The sequence below is a fragment of the Vibrio crassostreae genome (assembly GCF_041439375.1).
Taxonomy (GTDB): Bacteria; Pseudomonadota; Gammaproteobacteria; order Enterobacterales; family Vibrionaceae; genus Vibrio; species Vibrio crassostreae_D.
The window spans coordinates 1-15,663 of record NZ_JBGONY010000044.1 but is presented as its reverse complement, the minus strand read 5'-3'; the positions used below and the strand labels follow the sequence as shown (position 1 = coordinate 15,663).

Annotated in this window: 12 protein-coding genes; 5 read left to right on the top strand and 7 right to left on the bottom strand. The window is 44.2% G+C overall.

The features are described from left to right. The first annotated feature begins 273 nt into the window (after window positions 1–273). Window positions 274–1,479 (top strand): mannose-6-phosphate isomerase, class I, encoded by a 1,206-nt coding sequence (gene manA / locus ACED45_RS16925; RefSeq protein WP_371714547.1) that lies wholly within the window; start codon window positions 274–276, stop codon window positions 1,477–1,479. Window positions 1,480–1,594: 115 nt separating this feature from the next. On the opposite strand, the gene ACED45_RS16920 is transcribed toward manA, so the two are convergent. The 3 genes from ACED45_RS16920 to ACED45_RS16910 all read right to left on the bottom strand — a co-directional run bounded on the left by ACED45_RS16920 (window position 1,595) and on the right by ACED45_RS16910 (window position 6,332). Further along, entirely contained in the window at window positions 1,595–4,276 is a 2,682-nt protein-coding gene (locus tag ACED45_RS16920) for a hypothetical protein (RefSeq protein ID WP_371714534.1), read from the bottom strand. Between the two features lie 247 nt (window positions 4,277–4,523). After that, window positions 4,524–5,051 (bottom strand): GNAT family N-acetyltransferase, encoded by a 528-nt coding sequence (locus tag ACED45_RS16915; protein ID WP_170962798.1) that lies wholly within the window; start codon window positions 5,049–5,051, stop codon window positions 4,524–4,526. 102 nt (window positions 5,052–5,153) lie between these two features. Next, entirely contained in the window at window positions 5,154–6,332 is a 1,179-nt protein-coding gene (locus ACED45_RS16910; protein WP_017107697.1) for a DUF5666 domain-containing protein, read from the bottom strand. An 84-nt stretch (window positions 6,333–6,416) separates the two neighbouring features. On the opposite strand from ACED45_RS16910, the gene ACED45_RS16905 reads away from it, so the two are divergent. After that, window positions 6,417–7,085, top strand: a complete 669-nt coding sequence (locus ACED45_RS16905) for a response regulator transcription factor (RefSeq protein WP_017068552.1) — start codon at window positions 6,417–6,419, stop codon at window positions 7,083–7,085. Continuing rightward, on the top strand, window positions 7,057–8,319 hold the full coding sequence (locus ACED45_RS16900; RefSeq protein WP_371714533.1) for a sensor histidine kinase: 1,263 nt from the start codon (window positions 7,057–7,059) through the stop codon (window positions 8,317–8,319). The genes ACED45_RS16905 and ACED45_RS16900 overlap by 29 nt, the downstream gene beginning before the upstream one ends. A gap of 90 nt (window positions 8,320–8,409) precedes the next feature. Here the strand turns inward: ACED45_RS16900 and ACED45_RS16895 are convergent, their stop codons facing one another. The 3 genes from ACED45_RS16895 to ACED45_RS16885 all read right to left on the bottom strand — a co-directional run bounded on the left by ACED45_RS16895 (window position 8,410) and on the right by ACED45_RS16885 (window position 11,311). Beyond that, on the bottom strand, window positions 8,410–8,667 hold the full coding sequence (locus ACED45_RS16895; RefSeq protein ID WP_009846137.1) for a YdcH family protein: 258 nt from the start codon (window positions 8,665–8,667) through the stop codon (window positions 8,410–8,412). 201 nt (window positions 8,668–8,868) lie between these two features. Next, window positions 8,869–9,858 carry an oxygen-dependent tRNA uridine(34) hydroxylase TrhO gene (trhO, locus tag ACED45_RS16890; protein ID WP_371714532.1) on the bottom strand — a complete coding sequence of 330 codons (990 nt, stop codon included), beginning with the start codon at window positions 9,856–9,858 and terminating at the stop codon, window positions 8,869–8,871. A 304-nt stretch (window positions 9,859–10,162) separates the two neighbouring features. After that, a complete protein-coding gene (locus tag ACED45_RS16885) occupies window positions 10,163–11,311 on the bottom strand; it encodes an aminotransferase-like domain-containing protein (protein ID WP_371714531.1) in 1,149 nt (382 codons plus the stop codon). Between the two features lie 115 nt (window positions 11,312–11,426). On the opposite strand from ACED45_RS16885, the gene ACED45_RS16880 reads away from it, so the two are divergent. Further along, the gene (locus ACED45_RS16880) at window positions 11,427–12,296 is read left to right on the top strand and encodes an AraC family transcriptional regulator (RefSeq protein WP_371714530.1); all 870 of its coding nucleotides are present in this window, start codon (window positions 11,427–11,429) and stop codon (window positions 12,294–12,296) included. A 24-nt stretch (window positions 12,297–12,320) separates the two neighbouring features. Beyond that, window positions 12,321–12,563, top strand: a complete 243-nt coding sequence (locus ACED45_RS16875) for a hypothetical protein (protein WP_102299817.1) — start codon at window positions 12,321–12,323, stop codon at window positions 12,561–12,563. A 134-nt stretch (window positions 12,564–12,697) separates the two neighbouring features. On the opposite strand, the gene ACED45_RS16870 is transcribed toward ACED45_RS16875, so the two are convergent. Next, window positions 12,698–15,553, bottom strand: a complete 2,856-nt coding sequence (locus tag ACED45_RS16870; RefSeq protein ID WP_371714529.1) for an FAD-binding and (Fe-S)-binding domain-containing protein — start codon at window positions 15,551–15,553, stop codon at window positions 12,698–12,700. Window positions 15,554–15,663: the final 110 nt, after the last annotated feature.

The window sequence follows — 15,663 nt, the reverse complement described above, 5'->3', positions numbered from 1 at the left end:
ATAGTCGCTGGTGTTTGTATTGTTGCTTGTATCGCTGCTGTAACCAGTGCGATACAAGCAGCTATCTGATCCAGCGCTTTCTACTCGTGATATTCAAATGTGACTCTTTTCACGCTTTTCATCGATCTCACCTGTTTCTAAGAATTTTTCCTATTGCGTCTAAGACCTCATCTCATGTGGGTCCTAGCTGCTCTCTGTAGTCTTTCTAATTATTTACGTTATTAGAAATCAGCTCTCTGAATTATGTTCAAAGGGCTCACTATGGAAAACGCCATGTCACTCAGCCACTTCTCAGAACACTCATTTTTCCCAATGGAAAACACCATCCAAAATTATGCATGGGGGAGTATTTCTTCGATACGTGAGCTGTTTGGCTTTAAGAATGAGTCACAAGAGCCGCAAGCGGAAGTCTGGATGGGAGCGCATCCGAAGGGCTGCTCAATGGTCAAGCTTGACCAACATTTGGTACCTCTATCTGAGCTGATTAACAAGAATAAACCCGCTTATCTATCTACTGATATTGCGCAGGAGTTCGGTGAGCTACCGTTCTTGTTTAAGATCTTGGCAGCAGAAAAAGCGCTGTCGGTTCAGGTGCACCCAAACAAGCGCCAAGCTGAAATTGGCTTTGCGAGAGAAGAGCAAGCAAGAATTCCCCTAAACGCAGGGCATCGCAATTACAAAGACTCGAACCACAAACCTGAATTGGTTTACGCGATCACTGAATATCAAGCGATGAATGGCTTTCGAGAGTTCGATGAAATATTAGGTCTGTTCAGAAAATTGGATTCGAGCGAGCTGGCTGGCTTGGTTGAAGAGTTTGGTAACAATATTGATTCTCTTGGCTTAGAAGTGTTTTTCCGTGATCTGCTAACTCTAGATGACCAACGTAAACACCGAGCATTAGAGCAACTTCTGACTTACGTAGTCGCACACCAAGACCAAGCTGAGTTTGCTTTGATTACTGATCTTAGCCAGCAATACCCGAACGATATCGGTCTGTTTTGTGTTTTGCTGCTTAACTTGATCACTCTGAAGCCAGGTGAAGCGATGTATTTGAATGCAAACACTCCGCATGCTTACATTAAGGGAACTGGACTCGAGATTATGGCCAATTCAGACAACGTGTTACGTGCCGGTTTAACGCCAAAACACATTGATGTCGCTGAGTTGGTTGCCTGCACAGAGTTCACCCCAATCCCGTTCGAACGCTTGTTGTTAGCGCCCTCAAAACTGGGTCAATGTGATCGCTATGATATCCCAGTTAGTGACTTTGATTTCAATATCTTTCATAGCCCCAAGCAAGAAGAAATCATCACAAGCGGCGCTGAAATTTTAATGGCAATCGATGATGATTTAACGCTAATGAGTCAGAAAGGCGAGTGCTTAACACTCACCAAAGGGCAATCAGTGTTTGTTCCAGCCTATATTGGTCATTACGAATTGAGTAGTGAAGGACGAGTTGCTAGGGCGTTTAATTAAGGGAGTGGTCAGCTGGAAATGCTATCAAGTTTTGTGAATGGGGGTGTTGGCTTAAAGAGCTAATACGAAAAAGAACAAGCCAAATTCATATTGGCTTGTTCATGTTGCCTATCGATTACTTAATAGTCGGCAAGCTTGTTGCTTCCATATTAATCGACATACTCCAAGATTGTTCCTCTCGAATGGACTTAATAGATCCTCGGTTTGTAAGCCAAGCAGTTTGAGTGTCACGAGGTCCGTCATTTTCAAATTGTGTTTCACTTTCTACTTTACATGCATCAAAGGTACCAGCAGGTACAGTGACTTCTTCTTTACCTAAGTATGTTTCTTGGTAGTTGAAGGTGGGTAGAAAGTAAGGTCGTCCGTTGATAATTTCATCTAATGACGTTTCTACAGATACAGTCCTTAATCCAGGAGACTCAATCCCAATGAATTCACCACTGACTTCGTCATACTCATAGTCATATTGTGATGTTAGCGGTGCATTGGTTGAGGTATCGAAATCTACCACTTGATTGATAATCTTTTGATTATCAGCAATTGCCAGTGGCAACACAGCCTTAGCCGAACCCCAGCCTAGTGAGTCATCAGAGTTAAAGCCCTCTTGACCTAGATAGTGATCTTCAGAGCTATATGAATACTCATACCCCATTAAAACACCTTGCGAATCTTTTATATCGATACGCGTCTTTTCTAGGCTACCTGCTAAGTTAGAAATCCAACTTGGAAGTCCGGTGACTAACGTAACATCATTCAGCCAAGAGAAAGTGTCACCCAAGTAGGTAAACTCATAAGTTAGGTTCTGTGTTACTGCTTCCGGCTCCCACATAGGTGTGCGTTGCACATCGTAAACCGTAACGTCATTAGCTGTAGCGATGAACTGAGCATCCGGCAGTGAGTCGAGACAAGCTTGTAGGTTCAGAGGATGCAGAGGCTGTGGCGTTAATGCGTTATCCAAAATGAACTGTTTAGTTGCTTCGTCAAAGATATAAGCCTCACTACTAGCTTCTTCGATCTCTTTGAAGGTAATACGTACAAAGCCTTCGACTACAGACAAGTAAGCGGAGTTATCTTCTTTTTGGTAGTTAGACCATGTAGCTTGCGAGTGGATAGATTCAGGGATCGTAACTTGACGTAATACCTCGCCATTTACGGATTCATCTTTCCACGAACCGAGTTCTGACAATTTGGAGAATGTAGAATCTAAATTCCATGCTCTTGTATAATAAACTACGGTGCCGTTAGAGAGCAGCTGTGCAAATATTTCAGCATTTTCCATGCCTGCCATTGGAATTAAATCTGCATGATTGTTAGACGCTGTGTCATGACGGTCTGATTCATCTTCAGCAATGGTCGATGCCAAAGTGGCAAGCCATGTATCGCTGCCATTCTTAAAGGCGCTAATGCCGTTACACATGTTATTGAGCGCTTCATAGCGATCCGGAGTGTGCTCGGCACACCAATCACCTTTGTAAAAGGTATAAATGTTGTCGCTGATGTCTTCTACAGACAATTTATATGCGGTTGTGTTGTCAGGGAATTTTAAACCTACTGGCATAATGTTAGACCAAACGTTCTCATCATCCGTTTGATCCATGATTGAACGAACATTGAGCCCACTGATATCTAATTGCTTGGCGCTAGCAACTTCACTAAAAATCGAGCTTCTAGATTCTAGAGTTAAGCTGCCGTCTTCGTTCGGCTTAATGCTGGTTAAGGTATCATCGCTCGCTTCCCAACCGTTTTGTCCTAACACCATGCTATTTGTGTCAGGGGTATATTCAAACTCAACAAATTGCTCAGCAAAGTAATCATAAATATAACTGGTATCGGTAACTGAGTTATCTGCATCAGACTTCAATGTTCCATAGGCAACTACTAAATCTTTGCCAGTGTCATTATCGCCGCCAAACCAATTGATACCGTCTGTTTTGATAAGCTTCGCGAGGTCGGCTTGCTTAGAGCCTTTATTTGCCTCATTTTCTTTAATTTTATCTTCGAGATTAGAGTCATCAACGGCGATGTGATCGCGATTAATACTGCCAGCAATATCGCTTGGGTTGAAGTTATCTCCAGCTGCTTCAATATTTTTTACGACTTCCTCGAGGACTCGAGTGACTTCTTCATTAATTAATGCGGTGAGTGCTTCGACAGAAATACCGGCGCCCGCTGCTGTTTCTGATAGCGCATCCGTGTTCTCTGCCATGACTGAAGCGGTAACTTGAGCAACGCGGTGTAGGTTTTCAAAAGCCGCTTTTTGTGCATCGGCTAAGTCGTTATTGTTTTTGGCTTCGATATAATCTTGCGTTAAATCGAGAGTTGTCCCCAACTTCTCTTGAATAGCTGTTTTAGCTTCTTCTAACGAAGAACCACTCTCTATTTCATTTTGAATCAGAGTCGTTAATGGGCTAATAAATGCGGATTTTGGTGGTGCAGTTAAGCGATAGCTCTTGCTTAGAACGACACCTGGGTTATCGGTATCGATGGTTTGTCCAGCAACCACTTCGATCAACAGAGTACCTTGTTCAAGTTGTTCTTGAGTTAGATTATCAATTGTAAACGAACCATCGTCACCCGTTACGGCACTTGGCTCATCCTTATCACAAACTTTATTACTGTTTAGATCCAAACACGCATTGGCTCCTACCAAATAGCCATCAGCGGCCTTTGCTGTTAAAGACGCTGAAGTTGCTGTTGAACCGCCAGTATCAGTTGTGGAGCTATTTGAACTGTCGCTACCACATCCTGCTATCCCTAGGGCTATTGCCACTGCTAACAGTGAACGTTGACCATTCATGTTAGTTCTCCTATTAAGTTATTGATAAAAATTTACTACTCTGGAATCAATTGGCAGAATGTCATTGATAAATATGACTATTTATAAATTGAATGCCATTGATGAGAAATGTATCAAAGCGGAATGTGGTGGAAATAGCCGGAGTATTTATTCTAGAGACATATCTAACTAGTGGAGTTATATATGCGAGTGATATCTATGGTGAATGTTTGGTACTTGTAATTTACATACTTATCAATTGTAATTATTATATATCTAGTTGTATTTTATAAACTTTTGCAGCTAAGGTGATAAAGTGAGCATCACTGTCATCAACAATTTGATAGCCAAGTGCCTGATAAAAACTGATGGCGCGAGTGTTACTTCTAAAGCTCGACAGAGTGACTTGGTTTCGTTGTTCTTGATGGGCTTTGTTGTGGATGAGTAACATGGCTTTTTTACCAAGAGACTGACCTTGGTATTGAGGGGAAATGATCAGCAGATGAATATGATAGGTGTTTCCGTAAGGCTTAAAGCAGACGAGTCCGACTCTTTCGTTTTTATGGTATATCCAATGAAACCAAGAGGGATGGTAATCGTTTAAAAGTCGCTTACGTTGGAAGTCGTCCTCCCAGCCGAAAACGTTATCTACGTGTATGAAAAGCCCCTGCTTAACAAACGCAAACAGTTCTTCGAATTCAGAATTTGAAACGAGCTGGAATTGTATCTTCTCTTCTTCTATTACCACTCTGTTTACATCCTTATCAAACACCTTTGAATAAGCAAACAGTAACATAATTAAAAAGGTAGTTTTTATCTGTCGTTTGGATTATTTTGATGCAAAAAAGCCATGCGTAGTGCATGGCTTCTGAACTCAATAACAAGGATGTTTTATGCGTTAGTCGTTGTCTTCTGCTTCGATTTCGCTTGCGATGTACTGGCTGTTGACCTTGTAAGCTTCAGCCTCAATACGTTGACCATGTAAAGTATGGAAACTTAGACCATCTTCATAGCGAGTGTTTTGGTTAACGTATACGGTTTGACTGCCTGAGGCTGTCTTAATCACAAAGTTTAATGCTTGCTCGTCGATACTCTGAACCACACCTTCAAAATCGATGTCATTGTCATTCCAATCTTGTGAATCATCGTCGTGTTCAAATTCGATTTCGGTAGCAATATTTTCGCCATTAGTTTGTTTCGTTGTTACTTCGACTTCTGTACCTACGGTCAAGTTTGACTTGTTGCCGTCTTCGTAACGAGTATTGTCATTGACAAGAAAGCGACCTTTGTAGCTTAAATCAAATGATGATTTGTCGTTAGCTACCCAAGTAATAATGCCTTCGATTTCTGTATCATTATCGATCTCATCAAAATCTTCGACTTCCACTTCATCTGCTTTTAATACAGAGTCAGCAATTGAGCCAGTCACTTCAACCCAAAGACCATTAGATAAGTCATAGGTGCTGTCGTCGTTATCGATTTGGGCATTTGAATAGTCGACATTTAGACTTGCACCTAGTTTGAATGTTTTCGCATTGCTATCTAAATCGCTGATCAAACCCTCAACTTCAACCGACTCTGTTAAGTTCGAGTGTTCAAACTTAACAACAGAAAGTACTTTGTAGCCAGCATTTGCGGTTGGTAAAGAAGAGACCATAACCCAATCGCCATTTTCAATTTCACGTGACAGATCTGTAAAGGTCAATGCGATGCCATTGACTTTAAATGTGCCATTATTATGGTTGGCGTCTGAAATAAGACCAACGATGGTCGGTTCAAGACCAACTTGAGCTCCGTTAGTGTGAGCTGAAGCGCTACGAGCATTAGATGAAATGGAAACCATCATGTTCTTTTCTAGGTCTGCAATTGCCACATCTTCGCCTGCATAGTTCGCACTGTCTACTTGATAGCTATAACCATTCACAACGATGGTGTTGCCAGAAACAGAGTCAATGGTACCTTGAATTGCTGATGGAGCTTGCGTGTTGTTATCGTTGCTTCCATTGCTATTGCTGTCACTACCGCCACAGCCAGTTAGAATTAAACCGACAACCGAAATCAGCGCTAACTTTTTCATCTATATACTCTTTATTTAGTTTATTGAGGGTGTATCTTATAAACTCAAACGTGAAGCACTCGTGAAGAAAGGTGAAATAAATCGATGAAAGTTTTGATCGTTGATGACAGCCACAATGTTGCAGAAACCATTGCCGATTACTTAGAGTTGGAAGGGATGGTGATTGATTGTGCTTATCATGGTGAAGCGGCATTGAAGTTAGCGTCTGAGAATTATTATGACGTGATTATTATGGACATCATGATGCCTAAATTGGACGGCATTTCTGCTGTTAGAAAGTTAAGAGAAGAGGTGCAGTGCCCTACGCCAATTCTATTTTTAACCGCTAAAGATAGGTTGGATGACAAAATCGCTGCCTTTCAAGCGGGCGGAGATGATTACTTGGTTAAGCCTTTCGCTATGCAAGAGCTCAGTTTAAGGCTGAACGCATTGGCAAGCCGAGGACCACGTCAAGGTATTGGAAAGCAGAGTTTTGCCGATATTACTCTCAACTCGCAGACCGACGAGGTATACCGAGAAGGTAGGCTTATTAAGTTGAGTCGAATCCAGTTAAAAATACTAAAAGTCCTTATGCGCCATGCGCCAGCAATTGTTTCAAGAATTGAAGTGATTGATTCCGTTTGGGGTGATGAATCGCCAAGCAGTGATGCGCTTCGAAGCCATATTTATGGCCTGCGCAACGCGCTCGATAAAGGGTTTGAACATTCACGATTAGAGACTATTCATGGACAAGGTTACCGACTCAAAGCATAGCGGCTTAAGCCACGCCGATTACCCAAGCATCTACCGAAAAATCCGTCGTAGCTTTGGCTTGATGACCTTGGTCATGTTCAGTCTTTTCTGGACAGTTATTTATATCGCTGAAAACCAGATGGAAGTGATCAGCCTCCATCACTGGCTAGACACTGAAGCTAACCGTTATACGTCTGAATATCAGTCGCTTGGCGAAGATGCGTTGTTGCCGAATGAAAATGAGTTTTCAACCTATTGGAGCGAAAGTGAACTGCCCAATTGGTTAGCTCGATACAAAGAGCCCGGCTTCTATGAACATCTGTTAGGTACAGAAGATAAACATTTTTACGTATTCGAACACCCGTCAGGCAAAGGGCTGATGTATATCTTGTTTCAAGATGACGCCGACGACTACCTCGACGAGTATGAAAGGAGCCTCCACAACTACACCCTCATACTAGGTGGCTTAACCTCCATCTTCATGGTTCTGTATGGGATCTATGTTGTACGCTCGCTGTCGAGGCCACTTAATCAAATAGAAAAGAAAATAGGGCAAATGCACCCTGAGCAGCCAAGTTTTGAAGTTGAGACATCTTACGCTGAAACACGACATATTGAGCAAACACTTTTAGATTCGAAGAATCATATTTCAGGTTTTTTTCAGCGGGAAGAAGAGTTCAATCAATTTGCTTCTCATGAACTTAGAACCCCGATAATGGTGATAAAAGGGTCGGCAGAGCTGCTAACTAAAGTACCCAATCAACCTCCTGTTGTGTTAAAAGCGATTAATCGCTTGCAAGAAGCGAGTGAACAGATGCGAGTGCTGACTGAGATGTTTTTGCTGCTTGGTAAAGAGAGTATCGATGAGCATTATTTCGGTCACTATGACTTGGCAGTCGAAGTTCAGAATCAGTTGCTTGAAATGGCGCCTTTGTTTGCCAAGCAGGATGTGAGTTATGATCTGGACGTCAAAGAGACTGTCACTGTGTATGCGCCAGAGAGCTTTATTACTATTGTATTGAATAACTTAATTAAAAATGCGTTTAGCTACAGTATTGGCGATGTTGGAATTGTGGTGACAGGTTCTCAATTAGTGATCACTAACCGTCATGATGGCAACGAGACTTACAATGCTGGCTATGGTTGTGGCCTAGTGATTGTGCAACGAATTTGTGAGCGAATGGGTTGGAGTTTTGAAACTCAAGATGATGGGCTTCAATTCAGTACTTACTTAGATTTCTCAGTAGATAATTAGGTTGGGTAGCAGGTAGTTTCGATTACAAAAAATGAACCCATTGAGAAGGAGAGTAGTGTGGCTAAGTTAGCCACACTAGCATATGAGTTGTTATACGATCTTAAGCGCGTGATGTCGTGTGAGCTGTTTGTGTAGTGAGTCTTTTAGCTCCATGCGTTCTACTTTGAGGTTGTGCATGCTGTCGTCATCGATAGGGCTGCCAGAGATTTCTAGCTGACGGATGTCGTAGTCGAGTTGATGGTATTTCTGCATGTCTGCTTTGAATTTTTCGTCGTCGTGGTTGAGCTGAACAATGTCTAATTTAAGATCTGGGAAATCTAAGATAAAGGCATGGTTTTCATTGAGCATTGGCACTTCCTCTCTAGTCGAATTTTTAACAGTATAGAAGCAATTTATCGAAAGAAATGTGGTTCAAAACACAAAGCCGTAAAGCGATCAAAAAAGGGCTCAAAGTCGAGGAATCATCTTCGAACTTGTGCCCTTTTGTATGTATATAGCTAACTATTTATAGTTATATGTTTGGAAACATGCGTATTGAAAGCAGAAAGCTTACTTCGCTTTTTTACCCGAGCGTTGCTCTTCTTTATATGCTAGCTTTTCTTTCTTTCGTTGCTCGATAAGGTGAGCAGCATCACCGCCTACGTGGGTTTCGCCACGAGCATTTGACAGTTGAACTTGCTTTTCACGTTCACGGAAACGCGCTTTCTGCTCGTCACTGTGCTTATCAATACACTTAGGGCAGCTTACGCCTTTCTCAAAGTGTTCAGACGCTTTGTCTTCGTCTGTGATTGGCAGGCGACAGGCGTTACACACATCGTAACCGCTCTTTTCTAACTGGTGGTTTACTGCAACACGACCATCAAATACGTAGCAGTCGCCTTCCCACATGCTCTCTTCTTCTGGTACTTCTTCTAGGTACTTAAGAATGCCGCCTTCAAGGTGATAAACCTCATCAAAGCCTTGCTCTTTCATGTAGGCTGTTGATTTTTCACAACGAATACCGCCAGTACAGAACATCGCGACCTTCTTGTGTTTCTTAGGGTCGAGGTTTTCTTCAACGTACTGAGGGAACTCACGGAAGGTTTCTGTGTTTGGGTTTACAGCATTTTTGAATGTGCCGATATCTACTTCGTAGTCGTTACGAGTATCCACCAAGATCACATCTGGATCAGAAATCAGAGCGTTCCACTCGGTTGGTTTCACGTAAGTGCCAACAACGTGGCGTGGGTCGATACCCTCAACGCCCATGGTTACGATCTCTTTCTTAAGCTTAACCTTGGTGCGGTTGAATGGTTGTTCTTCGTTGAACGACTCTTTGTAAACAACATCAGCCAAACGAGAATCTTGTTTGAACCATTTAAGAAGAGCGTCGATAGATTCGCGCTTACCTGCAACGGTACCGTTGATACCTTCACTCGCAAGTAGCAAAGTACCGCGGATTTGGTTGGCTTCTAACACGTCAGTGAGTGGCTGGCGAATTTCTTGGTAATCATCAAGTGCTACGAATTTATACAGAGCACATACAACATATTGAGACATGGTTTTTCCTTTCTGCGAGCTGGAACGTAAATCCAGAGCGGTTGCCTTTTATGATGCAGACTGAGTTTAATTCACTCAGGTTTGCTCATATTGGCTTATTAAAATCCGCCGCAGTATAACCAAGCCAAGGATGGACAAAAACCAACCAAAAGTAGGGCTATTTATCAACAAATGTTATGTGGATTTACTATTTAAGAAACCGAGTTATTTCACCATCTTTCTTGGAGGCGACATTACACAAAAAAGCCCTGCTGTAATAATACAGCAGGGCTTTGGTATCTAGTCTGTGTTACTTAAGCAGCGATTACGCTTGGTTAAGTACTTCCGCTAAGCGTTTCACCGCTTCGGTTAGTTCTTCTGGATTGGCGTTGGTGAAGTTTAAGCGCAGGGCGGCTTTGGCTTCGTCGGCCTTTGGATAGAAAACTGGGCTTGGTACAACCGCTACACCATTCGAAAGTAGAGTTTTAGCCAGTTCGAAGGTGTCGCACTCTGGAATTTCAACCCAAATGAACATCCCGCCATCTACGGCTTTTAACACGCAATCTGCAGGCAGTTGTTTTTCTAGTTCTGAAAACAGCACTTCATAACGAGATTTGTACAGTGTGCGAATGTTTTCCATATGCAGGTTGAAATCTTCATGTTTTAGAAGACCGACAAGCAGCGCTTGCATTGGTACACTTGAGTGTAAGTCCGCGCCTTGTTTCACTTTGATCAGTGGCTCAAGGTAGCTGCGTTTGCCTGTTACCGCACCAATACGTAGACCTGGTGATGCAATCTTAGAGAATGAACGAAGAACGATAGAGTTATCAGGGCAGAATGAAGAAACCAGCGGCAGTTCTGTACCAGTGAAACGTAGCTCACGGTAAGGCGCATCTTCAATGAAGGCCACGTTGTATTTGATACACAGCTCAGCTACTTTTTGACGAGTTTCTGTTGTCCAGCACACACCTGTTGGGTTGTGGAAATCAGGCACAGCATAGAACATTTTTGGCGCTTGCTCTGCAAAGCACGTTTCCAGCTCATCTAGGTTCGGGCCAAATTCAGTTTGAGACACGGTCGCAATGTTTGCTTGAACGAGGCCAAACACCTGCATCGCACCTAGATAGCTTGGCGCTTCCATCACAACTACATCACCTGGATCAACATAGGCACGAGCAATCAAATCCAAACCTTGCTGAGAACCGGTACAGATCATCGCTGTATGAGATTCTGGCAATTGGTAGCTTTGTGTTAGGTGATCAAGCAACGGGCCATAACCTGCGGTCGAACCGTATTGGAAAACTTCAGGCATGTTCGCTAGGTTTTCTAGCGTAGGTTTCATTAAATCGATAGGGAATGTTTTCGCATCGGGTAAACCACCGGCCAATGAAATAACATTTGGATCGCTTGCGGCCGCGAGGATCTCTCGAATGTATGAAGATTGAATCTGTTGTAATGACTGTGCGATTTCCATGTGTTGTGTCTCGTCGTTTATCGTTTTTATTCTATCGCTTGATATTACACGGCAATTGTAAAAACTGGTGTGTCCGTTTATGCTCTTAAACATGTCCATTTATGCTATTTAAACGATGTCACGTCAACATATATCCCGAATCAATGATGTTCTGTTCCATATTCACCAAGACATCAGTCAGACATTGTCTGCCAAAGAGTTATCTGAGATAGCGGCCTATTCAGAACAACACTTTCATCGCACCTTTAAAAGCGTGGTGGGAGAGTCTCTGCATCAATATATTCGACGAACCCGAATGGAGTATGCGGCCAATCAATTGATGTTCGATACCAGCTCGTCTGTGGTTGAAATCGCTCATAAATGCGGCTTCGGTTCGGTGTCTTCGTTTAGCCGAGCATTTAAAGCGACCTTTAACATGTCACCCGGAGAGTGGCGTAAGCATGATTTACAAGTTGCAGAAAAACCTTACCTGAAAGATCCCGAAGTGGCGGCGGGCTATCAAAATGTCGCGCAGCGGGAATTGCCGGAACCTAAAATTGTTGAAGTGTCAGACCGAATGGCAGCCTATGTTCGACATACTGGCTATAACCGATCTATTCGTAATGCGTGGTTGATATTGAAAGCGTGGGCGAACTCTGAACAGCGTGATTTTTCGAGTCAATTTGGCTTGCATCACTCCAATCCCGCTTGGGTTGAAATGGATCAGTGTCGCTATGTAGCGTGCATCGCGATTGATGAACCGATTAAGTATCGAAGTGTCGTCAATCAGATGGTGATTCCGGGCGGGTTACACGCCGTGTTTCGACTTAATGGTCGTTATGGTGAGCTGCTACCACAGATCAGTATGGTATTAGAAAAATGGTTACCGGCCTCTGGTTTCAAACAGCGCTCGACTCCTGCCTATGTGCATTATCATCGGAACCATTTTCTCAATAGTGATGAAGTGTTTGAGCTTGATTTCTACCTCCCTGTGAGTTTTTATTAGTAACCCCATTTTTGAGGAAAAATTATGTATCTCGTTTTGTATTGCCACAATATTGGTATGACTGACTTTTCATTCTTTGAAACGGAAGATTTTGACAAAGAAGAGGGCTATATCGTGCGAGGCAAATGGCCGAATGAGAAAGCGTTTCGTGATTACTTGACCAAAGAGTTTGGGGATATGAGCGAGTTCCAAGTGATTGACCTGATCGCCAAAGGTGCAGAGGCAGAACACTACTCGCCAGAAGAGTTGATGCGCTTAGCTCAATAACATAAGGCTCTGTAGCTCTCGCTTAATAGCATTTATTTCAATAATATATTTCAGCCGAATAAAGAAATGGCAGCCTGATTGGGCTGCCATTTTTCGTTTTAAACTAGAGCACATTGCTCGCAGTATGAGTGAAGCTACTGCGCCACTTCGTCCACCAAGTACAAGATTGATTGATACGGAATGCCACTGTGGTGCGACAAACCGATCTCACAGGTTCGGCTGTTACTGAAACCACGAGTACAGTTGCTCGGTACTTGTTCTTTAAGTGGGTGGACTGCCGCTTCATTTAGTTCTGGCGTAGTGAAGCCTTTGTCACCCGCCCAGCCACAACATTGAATATGCTCTGGAACAATCACTTCTTCGGTACAGGCTTTAGCGAGGTTTAGCATCGCACTTTCTAAGCCCATTCGGCGAGAGCTACAAGTGACATGCAGCATTACGGTTTCTTTCAGTGGCTCAAGCGTCAGGTGTTCAAGCAAGTACTGGTTCACAAACCCTGTTGGCTCTAGCACCTCTAGTGGCTTGGTGAACTGCTCAATACTGCGTTTGGCGCACGGACTGGTGTCCATCAGTACCGGGTATTCGCCCTGACGACTGGCTTGCCATAAGACTTCTTCGAGTTGTTGTGCTTTCGATTGAGCTAGGTCGGTCATTCCTTTGCTGTCGTAAGGCATGCCGCAACATTGGTCGTCTAGTTTCTTCGGCAGGATTACTTCAAAACCAGCTTTGTTGAGCAGAGACATGGTCACTTCAGTAAGAGGACGTTGGTCGCCCGCATCACTCTGTTGTCCCATGGTGCGACTGGCACACGAAGGCAGGTAAACCACCTTTTTATGATTGCTTGAGTTTTCTACCGTCATTGGGGAGGAGGTCAGTGTATGGCTGTTGGATTGCGGCATCTCTGGCATCCAAACGGGTGTCGCGCCTTTGGTCATTGAGCGCAGGCCATTGGTAAGCTTACCGACCGTGTTTGCGCCTAGTACTTTGCTCGCGATTTGGTTGGTTTTGAGGCCTGCTTTGGTCAGCTTAGTGGTGGTCGAGAAATGATCCGCTGTCCACTTAGCGATTGGCGTGAATTTCTGATACTTGGCGATACGAAGCTTCTTCACCAAGTCGCCAGTATTAATACCAACCGGGCAACGCTCAGCACACAAGCCCGTCGCTGCACAGGTATCAATGCCTTGGTATTCGAAGGTTTTCTCTAGTTCACTGGCTTCGATCTCTTCACCCGCAGCGCGGCGGCGTTGTAGCTCGCGGTACAGCACAATACGCTGGCGTGGCGAAAGGGTTAAGGTACGAGACGGGCAAACAGGCTCACAGAATCCACACTCAATACAGCGGTCAACAAGGTCGTCGGCAGCGGGCATTGGTTTTAGGTCGGTGATGTGGGAATTTGGATTGTCGTTGATAATAACGCCGGGGTTGAGCAGCCTTTTTGGGTCGAACAGCGCTTTGATTTGTTGCATTAAGGCATAACCGTCTTTGCCCCATTCCAACTCCACGTAAGGTGCCATGTTACGGCCCGTGCCGTGTTCCGCTTTCAGAGAACCTTGATATTTCACGGCGACAAGCTCGGCTACGTCATCCATGAACCCACCGTAACGGTCGATCTCTTCTTGGCTATCAAAGCCTTGGGTAAACACAAAGTGTAGGTTTCCTTCTAGGGCGTGGCCGAAAATGATCGCCTCGCTGTAGTCGTATTTATCGAACAGCTCTTGCAGCTCTCGAATACCGTTCGCAAGGTTCTCTACTGGGAAAGCAACATCTTCAATGATGACCGTCGTACCCACTTCACGTACTGCGCCAACCGCAGGGAACATGCCTTTTCGAATGCCCCATAGTGTTGCGACTGTCTTTGGATCAGAAGTGAAAGGAACCGATTCTACAATCGTGTATTCAGTCAATGCGCCCAAAATTGATTTACATTGTAAATCTAAGTCCTGCTGGGAGCTGGCGTGTGATTCAACCAAAATAGCCGCTGCTTCTAAATCTAAGGTCGGCATAAACGCAGGCATACCCGGTTTATCCGCGACAGAACGTAGCGCTCTGCCGTCCATTAACTCAACAGCAGCAACTGGCGTTTTTGATAGGGTGGTAACGGCTTTACTTGCTTGTTCGATGTCGGCAAATACCAGCAGAGCCGAAGCTTTGTTTGGGTGTTCAATCACAGTGTTGTAGGTGATTTCGGCGATGAAGCCTAGTGTGCCTTCGGAGCCGATCATCAAGTGTTTGATGATTTCGATTGGATCGTGGTAATCGACCAGTGCATTGAGCGCGTAGCCAGTGGTGTTTTTAAGGCGGTACTTGTGGCGGATTCTGTCTGCGAGTTCTTGGTTCGAGCTAGTCTGTTTGTGTAAATCAACAATGCCTTCAAACAGAGCTTTGTGTGATTGCTTGAATGCCTCAACGCTAGCACTGTCTGCGGTATCGAGCAGGGTGCCATCGCTCAACACGACTTTCATGCTTTCGACAGTGCGGTAGGAGTTTTGCGCGGTACCACAACACATGCCGCTGGCGTTGTTCGCGGCAATACCGCCAATTTTACAGGTGTTGATGGAAGCAGGGTCTGGGCCGATTTTACGTTGGAAAGGGGCAAGGTATTTGTTGGCATCCGCGCCAATCACACCGGGTTGTAGGATGATCTGATTGCCGTTATCGACAATTTCGTGGCCACGCCAGTCATCGGTCAGTGTGATGAGTACCGAGTCTGAAACCGCTTGTCCTGACAGGCTGGTGCCTGCGGCGCGGAAGGTAAAGTGAATGCCGAGTTCGCGACAGCTTTGAATGGTGAATATCACTTCGTCTAAGTTTTTAAGCCTTAGAACCATTTTCGGCACCAAGCGATAAAAACTCGCATCGGTGCCGTAGGCCAATCGCTTTGCCTCTTGCGTGACAATGCGTTCCGTTTCTATTTTTTGAGCCAGTATCGCTTCAAGCTGCTGATAAGCTTGTGCGTCTACTACTCGCTCATGGGATGTGTTTGTCTCCATCTTTGCTTCCTTGTGCTTCTTATTTGGCACTGATCAGGGCGTGTTGACCTTTCGTGGTTAAATTTTGTTCGAGATAAAAGCGTTTTAATCGCGGCGAGGGGGAAGTAGCC

Coding starts and splice junctions, on each gene's coding strand:
- manA (WP_371714547.1), top strand. CDS start 274: ATGTCACTCAGCCACTTCTCAGAACACTCATTTTTCCCAATGGAAAAC.
- ACED45_RS16920 (WP_371714534.1), bottom strand. CDS start 4,276: ATGAATGGTCAACGTTCACTGTTAGCAGTGGCAATAGCCCTAGGGATA.
- ACED45_RS16915 (WP_170962798.1), bottom strand. CDS start 5,051: ATGTTACTGTTTGCTTATTCAAAGGTGTTTGATAAGGATGTAAACAGA.
- ACED45_RS16910 (WP_017107697.1), bottom strand. CDS start 6,332: ATGAAAAAGTTAGCGCTGATTTCGGTTGTCGGTTTAATTCTAACTGGC.
- ACED45_RS16905 (WP_017068552.1), top strand. CDS start 6,417: ATGAAAGTTTTGATCGTTGATGACAGCCACAATGTTGCAGAAACCATT.
- ACED45_RS16900 (WP_371714533.1), top strand. CDS start 7,057: ATGGACAAGGTTACCGACTCAAAGCATAGCGGCTTAAGCCACGCCGAT.
- ACED45_RS16895 (WP_009846137.1), bottom strand. CDS start 8,667: ATGCTCAATGAAAACCATGCCTTTATCTTAGATTTCCCAGATCTTAAA.
- trhO (WP_371714532.1), bottom strand. CDS start 9,858: ATGTCTCAATATGTTGTATGTGCTCTGTATAAATTCGTAGCACTTGAT.
- ACED45_RS16885 (WP_371714531.1), bottom strand. CDS start 11,311: ATGGAAATCGCACAGTCATTACAACAGATTCAATCTTCATACATTCGA.
- ACED45_RS16880 (WP_371714530.1), top strand. CDS start 11,427: ATGTCACGTCAACATATATCCCGAATCAATGATGTTCTGTTCCATATT.
- ACED45_RS16875 (WP_102299817.1), top strand. CDS start 12,321: ATGTATCTCGTTTTGTATTGCCACAATATTGGTATGACTGACTTTTCA.
- ACED45_RS16870 (WP_371714529.1), bottom strand. CDS start 15,553: ATGGAGACAAACACATCCCATGAGCGAGTAGTAGACGCACAAGCTTAT.